This window comes from Kocuria sp. UBA1838 (assembly GCF_002338785.1).
Taxonomy (GTDB): domain Bacteria; phylum Actinomycetota; class Actinomycetes; order Actinomycetales; family Micrococcaceae; genus Kocuria; species Kocuria marina.
Map to the genome: position 1 here is coordinate 167,130 of NZ_DDIY01000001.1, position 17,586 is coordinate 184,715.

14 protein-coding genes and 3 tRNA genes are annotated in these 17,586 nt (G+C 69.1%); 9 read left to right on the plus strand and 8 right to left on the minus strand.

Annotated elements, in window-relative coordinates; all coding sequences use genetic code 11:
• Positions 1-12: 12 nt before the first annotated feature.
• On the minus strand, positions 13-1,473 hold the full coding sequence (locus B3I25_RS00755; protein WP_286737489.1) for an NCS2 family permease: 1,461 nt from the start codon (positions 1,471-1,473) through the stop codon (positions 13-15).
• A 249-nt stretch (positions 1,474-1,722) separates the two neighbouring features.
• Between B3I25_RS00755 and B3I25_RS00760 the strand changes: the two genes are divergently transcribed.
• Positions 1,723-3,138: an FAD-dependent oxidoreductase gene (locus B3I25_RS00760; protein WP_286737490.1), complete on the plus strand. Its 1,416-nt coding sequence runs from the start codon at positions 1,723-1,725 to the stop codon at positions 3,136-3,138.
• A 193-nt stretch (positions 3,139-3,331) separates the two neighbouring features.
• Here B3I25_RS00760 and B3I25_RS00765 read toward each other — a convergent pair whose 3' ends face one another.
• Entirely contained in the window at positions 3,332-4,666 is a 1,335-nt protein-coding gene (locus B3I25_RS00765) for a D-arabinono-1,4-lactone oxidase (protein ID WP_206399108.1), read from the minus strand.
• Between the two features lie 262 nt (positions 4,667-4,928).
• Here B3I25_RS00765 and B3I25_RS00770 point away from each other — a divergent pair, with 262 nt between their 5' ends.
• The 5 genes from B3I25_RS00770 to B3I25_RS00790 all read left to right on the plus strand — a co-directional run bounded on the left by B3I25_RS00770 (position 4,929) and on the right by B3I25_RS00790 (position 7,316).
• The gene (locus B3I25_RS00770) at positions 4,929-5,876 is read left to right on the plus strand and encodes a universal stress protein (protein ID WP_286737491.1); all 948 of its coding nucleotides are present in this window, start codon (positions 4,929-4,931) and stop codon (positions 5,874-5,876) included.
• A 214-nt stretch (positions 5,877-6,090) separates the two neighbouring features.
• Positions 6,091-6,163 (plus strand) — tRNA-Glu (locus B3I25_RS00775).
• A gap of 89 nt (positions 6,164-6,252) precedes the next feature.
• Positions 6,253-6,326, plus strand: a tRNA-Asp gene (locus tag B3I25_RS00780).
• Positions 6,327-6,401: 75 nt separating this feature from the next.
• Positions 6,402-6,474, plus strand: a tRNA-Phe gene (locus B3I25_RS00785).
• Between the two features lie 386 nt (positions 6,475-6,860).
• Positions 6,861-7,316 (plus strand): hypothetical protein, encoded by a 456-nt coding sequence (locus tag B3I25_RS00790; protein ID WP_206399110.1) that lies wholly within the window; start codon positions 6,861-6,863, stop codon positions 7,314-7,316.
• Between the two features lie 81 nt (positions 7,317-7,397).
• Here B3I25_RS00790 and B3I25_RS00795 read toward each other — a convergent pair whose 3' ends face one another.
• The 3 genes from B3I25_RS00795 to B3I25_RS00805 all read right to left on the minus strand — a co-directional run bounded on the left by B3I25_RS00795 (position 7,398) and on the right by B3I25_RS00805 (position 11,108).
• Positions 7,398-9,200: a glycoside hydrolase family 13 protein gene (locus tag B3I25_RS00795; RefSeq protein ID WP_370520557.1), complete on the minus strand. Its 1,803-nt coding sequence runs from the start codon at positions 9,198-9,200 to the stop codon at positions 7,398-7,400.
• Positions 9,201-9,383: 183 nt separating this feature from the next.
• Positions 9,384-10,298 (minus strand): hypothetical protein, encoded by a 915-nt coding sequence (locus B3I25_RS00800; RefSeq protein ID WP_286737492.1) that lies wholly within the window; start codon positions 10,296-10,298, stop codon positions 9,384-9,386.
• 3 nt (positions 10,299-10,301) lie between these two features.
• The gene (locus tag B3I25_RS00805; protein ID WP_064846570.1) at positions 10,302-11,108 is read right to left on the minus strand and encodes an exodeoxyribonuclease III; all 807 of its coding nucleotides are present in this window, start codon (positions 11,106-11,108) and stop codon (positions 10,302-10,304) included.
• A 415-nt stretch (positions 11,109-11,523) separates the two neighbouring features.
• On the opposite strand from B3I25_RS00805, the gene B3I25_RS00810 reads away from it, so the two are divergent.
• Positions 11,524-12,783, plus strand: coding sequence for a phospholipase D-like domain-containing protein (locus B3I25_RS00810; protein WP_286737493.1), 1,260 nt, complete (start codon positions 11,524-11,526; stop codon positions 12,781-12,783).
• A 108-nt stretch (positions 12,784-12,891) separates the two neighbouring features.
• Here B3I25_RS00810 and B3I25_RS00815 read toward each other — a convergent pair whose 3' ends face one another.
• The 3 genes from B3I25_RS00815 to nadE form a co-directional block, all read right to left on the minus strand.
• Entirely contained in the window at positions 12,892-14,268 is a 1,377-nt protein-coding gene (locus B3I25_RS00815) for an LLM class flavin-dependent oxidoreductase (RefSeq protein WP_286737494.1), read from the minus strand.
• A 1-nt stretch (position 14,269) separates the two neighbouring features.
• Positions 14,270-15,034: a 3-oxoacyl-ACP reductase gene (locus B3I25_RS00820; RefSeq protein WP_206478753.1), complete on the minus strand. Its 765-nt coding sequence runs from the start codon at positions 15,032-15,034 to the stop codon at positions 14,270-14,272.
• Between the two features lie 307 nt (positions 15,035-15,341).
• Positions 15,342-16,169: an ammonia-dependent NAD(+) synthetase gene (nadE, locus tag B3I25_RS00825; RefSeq protein ID WP_064846462.1), complete on the minus strand. Its 828-nt coding sequence runs from the start codon at positions 16,167-16,169 to the stop codon at positions 15,342-15,344.
• Between the two features lie 148 nt (positions 16,170-16,317).
• Between nadE and B3I25_RS00830 the strand changes: the two genes are divergently transcribed.
• Positions 16,318-17,100: an enoyl-CoA hydratase gene (locus B3I25_RS00830; RefSeq protein ID WP_098053563.1), complete on the plus strand. Its 783-nt coding sequence runs from the start codon at positions 16,318-16,320 to the stop codon at positions 17,098-17,100.
• 124 nt (positions 17,101-17,224) lie between these two features.
• Positions 17,225-17,586: TOBE domain-containing protein (locus tag B3I25_RS00835; protein WP_286737495.1), on the plus strand; the 362-nt coding region annotated here is incomplete at its 3' end.

Below are 17,586 nucleotides of genomic sequence, written 5' to 3' on the forward strand. Positions count from 1 at the left end.
AGGGAACGGGCGTCAGGCCGCCCAGCCCTCAATGACGCCCACGCCGAAGAACATCACGAAGGCCAGCGCCACCACATACATCAGCGGGTGGATGTCCTTTGCGCGGCCCTGGACGAGACGGATGAAGACATAGGAGACGAAGCCCGCACCGATGCCGTCCGCGATGGAGTAGGTGAACGGCATGACGGCGAAGGTGAGGAAAGAGGGCACGGCCACGCCCCAGTCTTGCCAGTCGATGTCGACGACGTTGCGGGCCATCAGGAAGCCCACGACGACCATGGCGGGGGCCACCGCCTCGAACGGGACCAGGCTGACCAGCGGCGTCAGGAACATCGCAGCCAGGAACAGTGCGCCCGTGACGACGTTCGCGAGACCCGTGCGGGCGCCGTCGGCGATCCCCGTGGAGGACTCCACGAAGATCTGGTTGGAGGACGCGGACCCGGCGCCACCGGCAACGGCACCCAGCGCGTCCACGAGCAGCACACGGTCCACGTGCTCGATCTGGCCGTCCTCGGCCACAAGACCGGCCTGCTGGGAGAGCCCGACCATCGTGCCCATCGCGTCGAAGAACACGGACAGCAGGATGGTGAAGATCAGCAGCAGGCAGGAGATCGCCCCGAGCTGCTGGAACGCCTGCAGGGGCGCCGCCGAGCCGATCAGGGAGAGGTCCGGGAGGCCGAAGAACCCGTCCGGAGTGGCGGGCACCACGAGCGACCAGCCGTGCGCGTTCTCGGTGGAGGATCCCGAGGGTGCCACCGCCTCCAGCACGTGCGCCAGAACGGTGGTGAGCACCACCGAGATCAGGATTCCGCCCTTCACATTGCGCACCATCAGCGCCACGGTCAGCAGCAGCCCCACCACGAAGGTCAGAGTGGGCCACCCGAAGAGCTGGCCCCCGCTGCCCAGCTGCACGGGCACGGTGGTCCCGGCGGCGTCCGGCATGCGGCGCACGAACCCGGCGTTGACGAAGCCGATCAGGGCGATGAACAGTCCGATGCCCACCACGATGGCCGTCTTCAGCGACGCCGGCACCGCGTTGAACACGGCGGTGCGGAAGCCGGTGAGCACCAGCACCACCATGATCACGCCGGCCCAGATCACCAGGCCCATCACCTCGGGCCACGTGAGCCCTGGGTTGGTGGCGATGGTGACGGCGAGGAACGCGTTGACGCCCAGCCCCGCGGCCATGCCGAACGGGGACCGGGCCCACACGCCCATGACGATGGTCATCACGCCGGCCACCAGGGCCGTCACGGCGGCCACCCGCGCGCCACCCAGGGTGTTGCCCGCCGCGTCCTGGCCGTAGCCGAGTACCAGCGGGTTGAGCACCACGATGTAGCTCATGGCGATGAACGTGGCCACGCCACCGCGGACCTCCCGGCCCACAGTGGAACCGCGCCGGGTGATGGAGAAGAAGCGGTCCAGCCCGCCTCGGGGCTCGCTGCGCTGAGCGGGCGGGGTGGATGACGACATAGGGATCCTCACGGGTGGGCGCGTTCGGGCGCCGAACGGGACGGGTGGGGGATGTTTGTGTAGAAATACTACGACGACGCCGCCCGCGTACCGTGCTGCCCCGCCGGTTCCGCAGGGCGGGGCGCGCATGTGGTGCGGGCGGCCACGCGAGCTCCTCCGCGTGGTTAGGCAAGACTGACCCGCGTTCACTACCGTTGATCCAAGTCCCTGCAAGCACGTGAGACACGCGTGCGCGTCGAAAGGAATTCCGTGACAACTTCCAACACCCAACGTCCGCTGCGCGTGGCCGTGATCGGCGCAGGCCCGGCCGGCATCTACGCCGCGGACATGCTCACCAAGACCGAGGCGGTCCGTGAGGGTGAGCTCGAGGTGAGCGTTGACCTCTTCGACCGTTACCCCACCCCGTTCGGGCTCATCCGCTACGGCGTGGCCCCGGACCACCCCCGGATCAAGGGCATCATCACGGCGCTGCGTTCCATCCTGGACCGCGGTGACATTCGGTTCTTCGGCAACGTGGAGTACGGCAAGGACATCACCCTCGGGGAGTTCCTGACCCACTACGACGCCGTGATCTTCGCCACGGGCGCGGTCAACGACGCGCCGCTGCAGATCCCCGGCGCGGACCTGGACGGCTCCTACGGCGCCGCCCGTTTCGTGGCGTGGTACGACGGCCACCCCGACTACCCGCGCACGTGGCCGCTCGAGGCCAAGGAGATCGCGGTGATCGGCAACGGCAACGTGGCCCTGGACGTGGCTCGCGTGCTGTCCAAGCACGCCGAGGACATGCTCGTGACCGAGATCCCGGGCAACGTGTACCAGGGGCTGCGCAAGTCCCCGGTCACGGACGTGCACATCTTCGGCCGCCGCGGTCCGGCCCAGATCAAGTTCACGCCGCTCGAACTGCGTGAGCTCGCTAAGTCCCGTGACGTGGACATCGTGGTCTACGACGACGACTTCCAGTTCGACGAGGCCTCCGAGAAGGCCATGGCCGAGAACAACCAGATCAAGGTCATGATGAAGACGCTGCAGAAGTGGCGCGAGGATGATTCCCCCAAGACGGCGTCCCGCCGCCTGCACCTGCACTTCCTGCAGACCCCGGACGAGATCCTCGGGGACGAGAACGGCAAGGTCCGCGCCATCCGCATGGAACGTACCCGGCTCAACGGGGACGCCTCCGTGACCGGCACGGGCGAGTACACCGAGTTCCCCGTGCAGGCCGTCTACCACGCGATCGGGTACCTGGGCTCGCCCCTGCCCGAGCTGCCGTTCGATCCCGAACGCGGTGTGATCCTCAACGAGGAGGGCCGCGTGATCGAGGCAGACGGTTCCCCGGTTCCCGGCGTGTACGCCACGGGCTGGATCAAGCGCGGCCCCGTGGGTCTGATCGGGGCCACCAAGTCGGACGCCCTCGAGACCGTGAACCACATCATGGAGGACCGCGCGTCCCTCGCGGATCCGGATCACCCGCAGCTCGAGGCCGTGGTGGAACTGCTCGAGGACAAGGGTGTGCAGTACACCACGTGGGACGGCTGGCTCGTGCTGGACGAGTACGAACAGAGCCTGGGGCAGTCCTCCCACGATGCCGAAGGCAACCCCCGCGAGCGCGTCAAGGTCGTGGAGCGGGACGAGATGATCTCGGTCTCGCGCGAGGGCGTCGCCAAGTAGTCACGCGCCCGCGCTCCAGCGGCCCGCACCCGGGTTCATGACACCGGGTGCGGGCCGCTGCCGTTCCCGGGGCCGGGTCGACGACGTCGCACGGGCCGGTGCCGCCGTCGCCATGCCGCACGGGTCGGGTTCACGACGCCGCGCCGGCCGGACCTGGACCCCCGGCACCGCGCGAGTGGGGCGGCCCGAGGGCTCAGACCCCCAGCACCTCCCGGGTGTGTTCACCCAGCAGCACACCGTCCGGGTCGAGCTCTGCACGCAGCGCGAGGAACTCGTCCCAGTGGGGATAGCTCGGCGCGAGGTCCGCGGCGGCACGGGTGTGCAGGGTGGCCCAGTGGGGGCGCCCGCCGTGGGCCACGAAGATCTCCTCCGCCGCGCGGAAAAACGTCTTGTGGGGGCGTTTGCCGTACTGGCGCAGGTTGATCCACCCCGTGTACCGACCGGCCGCGGGAGAGAGGTAGCCCTGCTCCGGCGGGGAGCAGCGCACGATCACGGGGAAGGTGAGTTTGTACCCGTCGCGATCCACGAGTGCCTTCAGCTCCCGGAACGCGGGGACGGTGGCCTCGAGGGGCAGGGCGTACTCGCTGGCCACGTAGTGCACCGGTCGTGAGGCGGTGAAGGCTCGGTAGGAGATGTCCGTGTAGCGCCGGGAACTCACGGCCATGGACCCGATCTTGTTCAACCCGCCCACGGTGCGGGGCATCATGGTGCCCACGCGCCCCAGTCCGGCGGACAGTGAGGTGCGCAGAACGGCATCGTCCGTGCGGCGCAGTGCGCGGGAGATCGGGGAGGCGGGGCGCGTGTAGGTCGTGGAGAGCCGGTGCAGACGGCTCATGACGCGCGTGTGGGCCACGGACGTGCCGGGCATCCACGAGAACTCGAAGTGGTCCGCGCCGGACATCCGTTCCTGCAGTGAGTCCACGAGACCCGCGACGGGTTCGCGGAACTCGGCGCAGTGCAGGCGGAACGCGCTCACGCAGCGCAGCGTGACCGTGAGGACCACGCCCAGCACGCCCAGGTGCACGCGAGCGGCGCGCAGCAGATCTGGGCGGTGGGTCTCGGAGCACTTGATCACGTCCCCGGAGGGCGTGGCGAGGCTGATCCCGATCACCTGGTCCCCCAGGGAGGGCTGTCCGAGCCCCGTGCCGTGGGTCCCCGTGGCGATCGCGCCCGCCACGGTCATGTGGGCGCAGTCCGACAGGTTGGCCAGGGCCAGTCCGTGCTCCTCCAGGATCAGGTTGAGCTGGTGCACCGTGGTGCCCGCGAAGACCGTGACCTGCTGGCGGTCCTCGTCCACGCTCGCGAGTCCTGTGAGCAGGGAGGTGTCCAGGCGGACCCCGTCCGTGGGCACCAGCGGGGACCAACTGTGGCCGGAACCGGAGGGCCGAACGCTCAGCCCCGCGGTCGCGGCTTCCTCGAGCACACGCAGCACCTGGTCCGAGTCCTCGGGGCGCACGGTGGCGCCGGGTCTGCTCCGGAGATTGCCACCCCAGGAATGCCATGCGGCGCTCTTCACCTGCGCCGTCATGGCGGGCGGGTGTGCTGATCCGCGTGTGCTCACGGTTCGTCTCCGTTCCGGGGTCTCATGGACCCCTGTGCTGGACGGGCCGGTGCCGCAGGCCGTGCGGCCCCCGGGATCGATCCGTCAAGTGTCCCCCCGTCCCCGTGCGTGCCGTGGCGCGCGAGCGGGGCGTCGGTTCCGAACCACACCATCATGTCACCGACCCCGCCCGATCCGCTCCCCGCGTGACTAGGCTGGGGCCAGGAACCGAGGGCGCAGGAGGATCATCATGGACACACGTACTGCCGAGATCGTGGTGGGCGTGGACGGCTCCGAGCAGAGCATGGGCGCCCTGCACTGGGCCGCTCGTGAGGCCCGACGGCGCGGCGCGCCCCTCCACATGGTCACTGCCTACTCCGTGCCCATGTTCGGCGGGTCCACGTTCGACGTGGGGTACGCGGCGTTCGACGACGCCGCCATGAACCGCGCCGTGGAGGACCTCGTGGGCGAGGCACGACGCCGCGTGGCCGAGTTGGACGTGGACGTCCGGTCCACCGTCCAGGCCGGGGACCCCTCCAGTGTGTTGCTCGAACTGAGCGAGGACGCCCAGTTGCTGGTCCTGGGTTCCCGCGGTCGGGGCGGGTTGATCGGCCGCCTGCTGGGTTCGGTGTCCACCGCGGTGCCCGCCCACGCGCACTGCCCCGTGGGCATCATCCCCCTTCAGTGGGGCAGGGAGTACCAACTGCACGAGAACGTGAGCCGCCGTCAGGCGTTCGTGGACGGTGTGACCGTGGGCTCGGATGGTTCCCAACAGGCGAGTTCCGCGATGCTGTGGGCCGCGGAGGAGGCCGAACAGCTCGGGGTGCCGCTGACCGTGGTGTGCGCCGTGCCGTCGGACTCCGGATCCTCCGCGTGGCTGCCCTCGCCCGTGGACTTCGACAACCTGCGCGGGGAGATCCAGGCCGCGATCGACGCCGGCGTGCGGTGGCTGCGCGGGCACTTCCCGAACCTGGACATCACCGGCGAGCTCGTGGACGGATCCCCCATCCACGTCCTCGTGGAACGTTCGGCCCAGAACCAACTGGTGGTCACGGGGACCCGCGGTCGCGGCGGATTCGCTGGCATGCTGTTGGGCTCCACGTCCCAAGGGGTGCTGCACAACAGTGCCGGGCCGGCCATGATTGTGCCGTGCATCCGGGACCCGCGACTCTCGGACAGACCGGACGTCGCGATCTGAATCGAGGCGGCGCCGCTGCTCGGTGCCGACGCCTGGTGTCGAACACGATGTGCCCCATCGGGGTGCCGCCCCCGGGGTGCCATCCCCGCCGTTCCGCGGCGTGCGCGGGCCCGGCGGGGCACCGCGCGGGTTTGTGCAACCGAGCCGTTTGCCTCTAAGCTACTCACGGTCCATCGTCCGATATTGCCGCTGGTGATGCTCGGACGGCGTTCTGGCCCCCATCGTCTAGCGGCCTAGGACACCGCCCTTTCACGGCGGCGGCACGGGTTCGAATCCCGTTGGGGGTACGTTTTCCCGTGCGAGGTACCGCGGGGTGAGCGATTTGCACAGTGAGTCGTTCGTCCTGGTAGGATATTTACTCGTTGGAAACAATCAAGGCCCTGTAGCGCAGTTGGTTAGCGCGCCGCCCTGTCACGGCGGAGGTCGCGGGTTCAAGTCCCGTCAGGGTCGCTCAGGCGGCGATGAAAAGGAAACTTTTCGCGCCGTTGCGGCATATCACCGGAGGTTGCCTCCGGGAACGTGCCTGGCTCTGTAGCTCAGTTGGTAGAGCGTACGACTGAAAATCGTAAGGTCACCGGATCGACGCCGGTCGGAGCCACTGAACCCCCGCGTGGCTTCTACACGCGGGGGTTTCTTCACGTCTGCCCGCTTCTCGGAGCGGCCCGACGTTCGCCGGGCGGGTCCCTCGAAGTAGCTCGGCATGGGCCGGGCAGTATCTTCGACCAGCACTGCTGCGGGTTGGTCGCGTGGTGGTGGCGTGCACCCGACCTCCAGGGTGCGCCGAGGTTGGGACCCTAGCGTGGAGTGGGCCGTTCGCGGACGCTGCGGAGGGACTGCGCGGTTCTGCTGCGTCGGTCCAGCAGCCCTGGGTCAGCGAGCGCAGCGGGTTCCGACGGCGCGGACGGCCGTAAGAGGCGTCGTCGTCGCAGCGGGACCCGACGCCGGATCGGACGGACCCGGGTGGCCGGATCGGAAGGATCAGCTGTGAATCACCAAGTGCGCGCACTGCTGGCGGGGGCCGGTCTCATCGTGCTCCTCACGGCGTGTGGCGCGCGGCAGGGCCAGACCACCACGATCGAACTCTCACCCATCACGCCGTCCGCGAGCGCCGCGCCCCGCGCGCCGTCCGCGAGCCCCGCGGACACCCAGACGTGCTTCGACGTGGCCGAGGTCTACAGCGGGCTGGAGCTGCTGCCCCTCACCGATCGCAGCGAGGGCGAGGACGCGAACGAGGACACCCTGGAACAGGCCCTTGAGTCCGTCAGCCGACTCCGTGGGAAGCTCCCCGCCGAGGTGCGTCCGGCGTTCGACGACGTCCGGGACATCCTCGACGACGCCGGCGCCACCCTCCAGCCCTCGGAGGCCGTGCGGATCCACCGGGCGTTGGAGCCGGCCGAGTCGTGGTTGCGGGCTAATTGCGCGAGCACACCGCGCCACTGATCCCGAGGTCCGTTCCGAGATCCGTTTTGCCCTTCGCCCCGGGCTTCGCCCTTTAGACGGGGGTCAGCCTCGGCGCGGGGATCATGTCAGGCGCAGCCAGACCGCGCTGTCCACGCTCAACCGGTCGTTGACCACGGCGTTCTGGCCACTTGCCAGAAGCAGCTCACCGCGGGAGAGCTCGTCGAAACCGATCTCGCTCTCTCCGAGGTTCGCGGCCACCAGCACGGTCTCGCCGGTTCCGCACGACATGGTGTAGGCGAGGACGTCCTGGTCACCCTCGCTCAGAGGATGCCACGCGAACTCGGCCGTGCCCAGTTCCAGGTCGTGCCGGAGTTCCAGAGCCCGGCGGTACAGGTTGAGCGTGGACTGCGGGTCACCCAGTTGGTGGTCCACCGTGATCCCAGCGAAGGACTCGGGCTGCGGCAACCACGGATCCGGACCGAAACCCAGCCCGTCACCCACGGGAGCCCACGGCAGGGGGACGCGAGCGCCGTCGCGCCCCAGCTCCGAACCCGCGGTGCGATGGAAGGTGGGGTCCTGCCGCGCGGCATCCGGCAACTCGGTGTGCTCCGGCAGACCGAGCTCGTCGCCCTGGTAGATGTACGCGGAACCCGGGAGGGAGAGCTCCACGAGGGCGGCGGCGCGCGCCCGGCGCAGCCCCTGACCGGCGTGCGGTTGCTCGTCCTGCGCGCCGATCCCGTTGGGGTAGGCCGTGCGGGAGCTCAACCCGTAGCGCGAGGCGTGGCGGACCGTGTCGTGATTGGAGAGCACCCACGTGGACGGCGCGCCCACGGCCGCATTGGCGCGCAGGGAGATCTCGATGGTGTCCCGCATGCGGTCGCGATGCCACCCGGCCACCAGGAAGTCGAAGTTGAAGGCCTGCTGCGCCTCGTCCGGGCGCACATAGCGAGCCAGGCGCTCGGCGGGACCCACCCATGCCTCCACCACGAGCATGCGATCACCGGGGTACTCCTGAAGCACCGTGTGCCAGTCCCGGTAGATCTCGTGCACCCCGTCCTGGTCGAAGTAGGGGCCGGTGTCCATGGTCTTGCTGGGGCCGTCGGGCTCGTCCTGGGCGCCCTGGGCATCCGTGCCCTCGACCATGTGGACCTGCTCGTCCCAGTCCGGCAGGCCCGGGGCCTTGATCATGCCGTGGGCCACGTCCACCCGGAAACCGTCCGCCCCGCGGTCCAGCCAGAACCGCAGGATCGCCCGGAACTCCTCCCACACCTCCGGGTTCTCCCAGTTGAGGTCTGGTTGGGAAGAATCGAACAGGTGCAGATACCACTGCCCGTCCGGCACCCGGGTCCACGCCCGGCCCCCGAACAAGGACTTCCAATTGTTGGGCGGCTCCTCGCCGTTCTCGCCCCTGCCCTCGCGGAACATGTAGCGGTCCCGCTCCGGGGAGCCCGGCTCGGAGGTCAGGGCGGCCCGGAACCACTCGTGGTCCTCGGACGTGTGATTGGGTACCAGGTCCACGATGATCTTCAGGCCCAACCGGTGCGCTTCCTCCCGCATCCGGTCGAAGTCCTCGAGCGAACCGAAGCGCGGATCCACGGTGCGGTAGTCCGCGACGTCGTACCCGGCGTCGTGCTGCGGGGAGAGGTAGAACGGGGAGAGCCACACCGCGTCCACGCCCAGGTGCTTGAGGTATGGCAGCTTCTGGGTGACCCCGCCCAGGTCCCCCATGCCGTCCCCGTTGGAGTCCTTGAAGGAGCGGGGATACACCTGGTAGATGACGGCGTCGCGCCACCATTCGGTGCCGGTCGCGGTACGGGCACTGGTGTCGCTGGCGCTGGCAGTGGAGACCGAGGCGGTCTGGTCGGACCGGGCGGAGGGAGCCGTGGCGCGGTGGTCGGAGTGCGTTGAGGGGTCGGAAGTCACGGGATCCAGGCTACCCATCTCCCACGGGGGCCTCGTAGCCACCGCGCCCCCCATCGCCGAACGTCCCCCCGCTTTTACTCAACTGAAGCAGCTCAGCGCCCGAAAATCTGCTTTAGCTGAGTAAAAGCGCAGGGATGGGTTGGCGCGGATGCGTCGGACGACGGCCCGCCGCCCCTCCCCGCCTCAGTTCGCCTGCTGCAAGTGGGCCAACGGGGCCCAGCGCATGAAGATCCGGCGCAGCGCCGCGGTGGCCGCCGCCAGATCCCCTTCGCGCAGCAGTTCCACGGCGTCCGCCATGTCCCGGGGGCTCTCGTCCGGCTGGAGCCGATCCGCGATGGACCCGTAGTCCAGGCTCACCACGGAGGCAGCGCTGAACGCGCCCAGCCACCGCCCCAGGCGGGTGAGGTCCTGCGCGAACGCCGCAGCCTGGCGCGCCTCGTCCGGGAGGTCGTGCTCGTCAGCGCCCCCCGAGGCTTGCTGAGCGGCGTCCTCCACGGTCTGGGCGGCCTGGATCACCCGGCGCGCGGCGGTGTCCGCGGGGGCGATGAGTCGGTGCACCTCGTGCCCGGAGTGGTAGGAGGTCACGTGGTCCTCTGGGGCGAAGGCCGCGAACCACACGAGCGGGACCACGTACGCGGACTCACGGGTGTACACGGGGTCGAACGTCTCGCGGGACGTGGCCTTCGCAGCGTCGCTGACCTGCTTCTCCGGAACGAGTAGCGGCAGCAACTGGGCGCTGTCGTCGTTCTCCGCGGCCGTGAACAGGCGAAGGGATCGACGCAGCCGTTGCGTGGGGTGGAAGACCGGGAAGTCGCCGGTGGGTCCGGGCAGGCGTCGCGAACCGGCGGGTGCGGTGGAGAACGGCATGGTCCACAGCGGCTCGCGGGCGGGCGGGAGCAACGGCTGGGAGGTGTCGGACAGTCGGGCCAGTTGCTCCGAAAGTTCGTGCACGCCCGCGGTAAAGGGGTCCAGGGCGCGGGGGATGCCGGGTGCGTAGGCGGCGTCGAGATCCTGCTGGGGCACGTAGATCCGCAGCGCGAAGCGCATGGGCGGGCCCGTGATGCTGCGGTAGGCGCTGCCCACGTTGATCAGGGGCATGGCTCAGTCGATCTCGATGACGACCGGGGCGTGGTCGGACGCGCCCTTGCCCTTGCGCTCCTCGCGATCGATCCACGCGTCCTGCACACGGGCCGCGAGCGCGGGGGAGCACAGCTGGAAGTCGATGCGCATGCCTTCCTTCTTGGGGAAGCGCAGCTGCGTGTAGTCCCAGTACGTGTACACGCCCGGCCCGGGGTGGCGCTCGCGGACCACGTCCTGAAACCCGGCGTCCTCGATGAACGCGTTGAAGGCCGCGCGCTCGGGTTCGCTCACATGGGTGTACCCGCCGTCGCGGAAGAGCTGGATGTCCCACACGTCCTCGTCACGCGGGGCCACGTTCCAGTCACCCACAAGTGCGATCTGGGCCTGCGGGTCCTCCTGCAGCCACTGTTCGGCGTGGCCCTCCAGGACGCGCAGCCACTCGAGCTTGTACGGCATGTGGGGGTCCTCCAGGCCGCGACCGTTGGGCACGTAGAGGGACCAGATCCGCACGCCGTCGCACGTGGCGGCGATCGCGCGCGCCTCCTGGGCGGGTTCCTGGCCGGGTTTGCCGAACGTGGGCTGACCGGGGAACGTGCGCTCCACGTCCTTGAGCCCCACGCGGGACGCGATGGCGACGCCGTTCCACTGATTCACGCCGAAATGCGCCACTTCGTAGCCCGCGAACTCGAACAGCTCCCATGGGAAGTTCTCGTCCTTGGCCTTGGTCTCCTGGATGGCCAGGACATCCACGTCCGAGCGGTCGAGCCACGCCTCGATGCGGTCGGCGCGGGCGCGGATGGAGTTCACGTTCCACGTGGCGATTCTCATGGGGTCCACCGTAGCGAGCCGCGGCCCACGCTGGGAAACCGCGGGCGGACGACGGACCGGGTTCTCGTACGTGAGACCGAGCGGATCGGTTCCGAAGGCGTTGTCGCAGGCCTGCGGGGCAGCGGACTCCACGGCTTCGCCGGCCTGGTCCTGCGCTTCGTTCGCGTCCTGGCTGGCCTCGCTCGCGGTGACGTCCGGGGCCACGGATGCGGCGGCGCCCGGGTTCTGTGTGGCGGCGTCGCCCACGAGGTCGTCCTTCCACGAGGGCTTATGGGACGGGGTGGATTACCATTCGGCGGATTCCCGCCGCGTAACACCTCAGTGCCCCTGGTCGCGGGACGGGCGGTGTGAATTCCCAGGGCCGGTCCGGTCATGATCCGGGACGCGCCATGTGACGCCGCAGTAGTGTGAGGTCATGGACGCAAGGCGGGCGCTAGCCGAGATCAGAGAACGCCGTATCCTCCTGAAAGCGGCCGGTGCGGGTGCTGGTGCCCTGCTGGGGGCGCAGGCCGTGGTGATCGCCTCGCTCGCCGGGCTCGACTGGTGGAAGCATCACGGGCGTCAGCAGCGTGACGCCCCGCACCCCGGGACGTTCAACGCGCACGTGCAGGACTCGGACATCACCATCTACACGTCGGGTGAGTCGGTGTACGAGGACATGCTCGATGCCATCGACAACGCCCAGCACTCCATCCACATGGAGACGTTCATCTGGAAGAACGACGAGACGGGTCAGCGCTTCCTGGACGCGTTCAACCGGGCCGCGGATCGGGGCGTGGAGGTGTTCATCATCTACGACGGGTTCGCGAACCTCGTGATCCCGTCCTCCTTCTACGACTTCTCGGACCGGGTCCACGTGTACCGGATGCCGGTGGTGCGCCGCCCGTTCTGGAAGGGGCCCCTGCGGTTCTCGGGCTTCAACCATTCCAAGATCCTGGTGGTGGACGACAACATCGGTTTCGTGGGGGGCTACAACTTCGGTTCTCTCTATTCCCGGCAGTGGCGGGACACGCATATCCGAGAGATCGGGCCTGCGGTATGGGGGTTACGCAGCTCCATCGCGAGCGTGTGGAACGAGGACCGGGACCCGGAACACGCCATCGACTGGGTGGCGCCCAAGAATTGGGACCCGGAGGTGCGGGTCTCCGCGAACCTGCCCATCCAGCTCGTGTACCCCATCCGCGAGATGTACATGAACGCGATCAACAGGGCGCAGCACCACATCTGGGTGAACACGCCCTACTTCATCCCCGACCAGCAGATCCTGGACTGCCTCCTGGACGCGGCAGCTCGCGGGGTGGATGTGCGGATCATGGTCCCCAAGGACTCCAACCACATCCTGGCGGACTGGGTGTCCCGCGGGTTCTACGGCCAGTTGTTGGAGGGTGGGGTCACCATCTTGCTGTACGCCGCCTGCATGATCCACGCCAAGACCGCCACGGTCGACGGCGAGTGGTCCACCGTGGGCACCGCCAACATCGACCGGCTCTCCCTCTCGTTCAACTACGAGACCAACGTGGAGATCGTGGACCCGGATTTCGCGGCCGAGATGGAGAAGGTCTTCCTCGCCGACTACGAGCACTGTGAGGAGCTGTCCTCGCCCCAATGGCGCGATCGCCACCCCATGGCCCGGGTCGCCGAGACGATCCTGGTACCGCTGCGCCCGTTCCTCTGACCGGACCCTCCCGATCGGCGACGACGCCGCTGACGCCACCGACGATGCCGCCCCGCCCACCGTGCGGGGCGGCGTCGTCGTCCTGTGGCGGGGTTGCGCAGCGGGGCCTCAACCCCGCGTGAGGTGACCCCTCAGCGTGGTGGCGGTGTACGCGGTGCGGAACAGGCCGCGGCGCTGGAGTTCGGGGACCACGAGGTCCACGAAGTCGTCCAGGGAGTCCGGCTGGACGGGCGGCATGAGGTTGAAGCCGTCCGCGCCACCGTTGTCGAACCATTCCTGCATTCGATCCGCGATGGACTCCGGGGTGCCCACCATCGTGCAGTGGCCCCCGCCGGCGGCGAGGCGGCCGAGCAACTGGCGGACCGTGGGGCGCTCGGCCTCGATGATCCGCAGGATGGTGCCGTAGCGGCCCTGCGGACCGGTGAACTCCTCCAGGGGCGGCAGCGTGGGCACGGGCGCATCTAGGTCCCACTGCGCGCAGTCCTGCTCCACGAACGTGGAGAGCTGTGCGAGTGACTGCTCCACAGGGAGCAAACGGTCCACGCGGGCCTGCTTCTCGAGGGCCTCTTCGTGCGTGCGGCCCACGTACGTGACCAGACCGGGCATCACGATCACGGAACCGGGATCACGCCCGGCCCGGGCCACTTCGGCCTTCACCGCCGCGTAGTACTCCTGCGCGGCGGGCAGATCGTAGGCCACGGCGTAGATCCCCTCTGCAAAGTCGGCCGCGAGTGCCTTGCCGGGCCCGGAGGCACCCGCTTGGAAGAGGACCGGTTCCCCCTGGGGGGAGGGCGGAACCGTGAGGGGTCCATCCACCAGGAAGTGGCGGCCCTCGTGGTGCAGGCGGTGCAGCTTGGAGGGCTCAGCCCACCGGCCCTCCGGGTCTGCGGTGACGGCGTCCTCGTCCCAGCTGGCCCACAGGGCGCGGGCCACCTCCACGAACTCGCGGGCGCGCTCGTAGCGCTCATCCTTGGTCGGCATGGCCCGGTAGCCGTGGTTGCGGGCCTCGGAGTCCCACATGGAGGTCACCACGTTCCACCCCGCTCGCCCGCCCGAGATGTGGTCCAAGGACGCGAGCATCCTGGCCGCGTGGAACGGGGTGAAGAACGTGGTGGACACCGTGCACACCAGGCCGACGCGCTCGGTGGCCCGCGCCATCGCGGACAGCGCTGTCAGGGGTTCCAGGCTCCAGCGGGGCCCGCCGGAGACGTCACCCACGCTGTGCCCGTCCGCGAAGAACACGGCGTCGAACAGGCCGCGCTCGGCGGTCTGCGCGAGCTCCTCGTAGTAGGTGATGTCCGTGAGGCGGTGCACCGGGGAGCCCGGCGCGCGCCACGCGGCCTGGTGGTGGCCGGCCCCGTAGAGGAAGGCGTTGAGGTGCAGCGTCCGGGCGGGTGTCCCGGGCGGCTGGTTCACTTGGGTGGGACGGGTGGACGCCGCAGGGGCGGCGGACGGGGTCCGCGCGGTGTCGTGCGGGGCGGCCATGTCAGTCCATCACCAGTCCACCGTCGACCACGAGGTTCTGCCCGGTGACGCCGCGGGACCAGTCGGAGGCGAAGAAGAGGGCGGTGTCCGCGAACTCCTCCGGGCTGGTGACCCGACCCAAGGGCGTACCGGCGGCAATGGCGTCGAAGACTTCGGCCGGGGTAGCGGCACTCGCGTCCGTGGTGCGTAGCAGGCCACCGGAGATCATGTTCACGGTGATGCCCAGGGCCCCCAGGTCCTTGGCCGCCGTGCGGGTGAGGGAGAGAAGGGCGGCCTTGGCTGCGGTGTAGTCGTGGTAGGGGACCACGGGGTTCTGGAAGAGATTGGTGCCGATGTTGATGATGCGCCCGTGTCCGGACCGGCGCATCCCCGGGACGACCGCCTGGATCACGTTGAGTCCGCCCACGACCGCGCCGGTGAACTGCTGGGAAAGATCCTCGGCGGCGAGGTTTTCGAGCGAGGGGCGGGCGTCCCCGTTGAAGCTGAAGTCCACCAGCGCGTTGTTCACGGCCACCGTGATGGGCGCACCGAAATGGTCCTGGGCGAGTGCCACCATCTGCTGCACCTGCCCGGCATCGGTCACGTCCGCCCGAACGGCAATGACCTTGTCCTCACCGAGTTCGCGCACCAGTGAGCGGGCGCGGTCCTCGCTCGTGTGGTAGTTCACGACCACCCGGGCGCCTTCGCGGGCGAAGGCTCGGCTGAGGTGTTCACCCAGACCCCGGGCTCCCCCGGTGATCAGGACGATGGTGGTGTCGATCCGCATGCTCACTCCTGTGGCTCACGGCGAAGAACGCGGTGCGCCACCCGTGCGGTGCCACCGTGACATCCCTTCGCCAGTACTAACTGGACAGGTTCGACGGGTGTCATCTCAGCCATTGCATCCAGGGCTCCCCGGCCCGGTGGGTCGTGGGAACGTGCAGCGGCACCCCGTGTCACTGGGCCCAGTCTAAGCACAGGGGGGCCGGACCGGGGTCGCGCACGGCGCAGGCCGTCGGAGGGCATGGCCAATGCGGTTGTCCAGCGCAGTCAGGCCAGGGTCGTCCCCTTGGACATCGCGCGGACGGGGAGGATCAGCCCTCCCGCCACCACTCGTCCGCCGGGGTCACCGGGACCGTGCGCTTGTGGCGGGTGCGCAGGAACGTGCTTTCGATCTTGCGGGCCACCTCCTCGGGGACGTCCTTGCCCTCGAGGAAGTCGTCGATGTCGTCGTAGCGCAGGCCCAGCTCGTCCTCGTCCGTGCGCCCGGGGTTCTCGTCCAGGAGGTCCGCGGTGGGGACCTTGCCCACGAGTTGCTCGGAGGCCCCCAGGTACGCGAGCACCTGGCGGTTCTGCCGTTTGTTCAGCCCGCCCAGGGGCAGGACGTCCGCGCCGCCGTCGCCGAACTTGGTGAAGAACCCGGTGACCGATTCCGCCGCGTGATCCGTGCCGATCACCAGCAGGTTGTGGTCCCCGCCCACCGCGTACTGCGCCGTCATACGCACGCGGGCCTTGGTGTTACCGCGGGTGAAATCGGTGAGCTGCTCACCGGTCGCGGCACCGTAGGCGGACTCGAAACCGCGGACGGCCGGCGCGACGTCGTACGTGATGACCCGGTCCGGCTGAATGAATTCGAGCGCCGCCTGGGCGTCGGCCTCGTCGTGCTGGATCCCGTGAGGCAGCCGCATGGCCACGAACTCCGCCTCGATCTCGTCCTCGCGCAGTTTCTCGACCGCGAGCTGAGCCAGGCGCCCGGCCAAGGTGGAGTCCAAGCCGCCGCTGATCCCCAGGACGAATCCCGCGGTGTGCGTGGCCTTGAGGTAGTCGCTCAGGAAGTCGACGCGGCGTTGGGCCTCCCGCTCCGGATCGATCTGCGGAGAGACGCCGAGCTCGGCAACGATCTGTGCTTGCAATTCACGCATGCGTCCATGCTAGTGGCCGGTTCCCGCGGGGACAGGGGCCTACCGCCAGCCCGTCCCGTGGCCCGGAGGACGGAGGCCGGCGCTGGGCCCCGGTGCTGGACCCCCACGCTCGGACACGCCCCCGAGGGACCTATGAGATGCTGATCACATGAACGAGAACTCCTACGAGACCATTGAAGTCCGCCGCGAGGGACGCGTGGGTGTCATCACCCTGAACCGTCCCAAGGCACTGAACGCGCTGAACGAACAGACCATGCGGGACGTGGTGGCCGCCGCGACCGAGCTGGACCGTGACTCGGGGATCGGCGCGCTGATCCTCGCAGGTTCGGAGAAGGCCTTCGCGGCCGGTGCTGACATCAAGGAGATGTCCGGCAAGTCCGCGTCCGATATGTACCACGAGGACTTCTTCGCGGGGTGGGACGCTTTCGCCCGGCTGCGCACCCCCAAGATCGCCGCGGTGGCCGGTTACGCGCTCGGCGGTGGGTGCGAGCTCGCGATGATGTGCGATCTGATCCTCGCCGCGGACACTGCAGTGTTCGGTCAGCCCGAGATCGCCCTGGGTGTGATCCCCGGGATGGGCGGCACCCAGCGCCTCACCCGCGCCGTGGGCAAGGCCAAGGCCATGGACATGATCCTCACCGGACGGCAGATGCGCGCCGAGGAAGCCGAGCGTTCCGGTTTGGTCTCCCGCGTGGTCGCAGCGGACGAGCTCATGGACACCGCCCTGGAGGTCGCCGGAAAGATCGCGGAGATGTCCAAGCCTGCGGCCCAGCACGCGGTCGAGACCGTCAATGCCGCGTACGAGTCCGGGTTGTGGGCCGGCGTCCAGCACGAGCGGCGGGTCTTCCACGGGCTGTTCTCCACCGCGGACCAGAAAGAGGGCATGTCCGCGTTCGCGGAGAAGCGTAAGGCGCGGTTCTCCCACGAATGAGCCCTGTAGGGGACGACGACGCCGCGCGGCCCGGTCCGCGCGGCGTCGTCGCGTGTCAGGTCAACACCACGCAAGTGCGGTTCAAACAGGGCCGTGGTTCCGCAGATGCGGATAAACTGCTCCCATGACCCACCTCCGTATCTCCCAGGCCGCGACCTTCGTGGGCGTCAGCGACGACACCGTCCGGCGGTGGATCGAGCAGGGCACGCTCACCGGGCACAAGGATTCCGCGGGGTACGCCGTGGTGGACGGCGCCGAACTCGCGGCATACGCGCGCGACAACGCCGTGAGCCCTCAGGATCCCGCCGGGGTGAACAGTTCGGCGCGCAACCGCCTCGTGGGACTCGTGACCGCCGTGACCTCCGATCCCGTGATGTCCCAGGTGGAGCTGCAGTGCGGCCCGCACCGGATCGTCTCGCTCATGAGCTCGGAAGCGGTGCGTGACCTGGGGCTGGAACCGGGGTCCGTGGCCACGGCCGTGGTGAA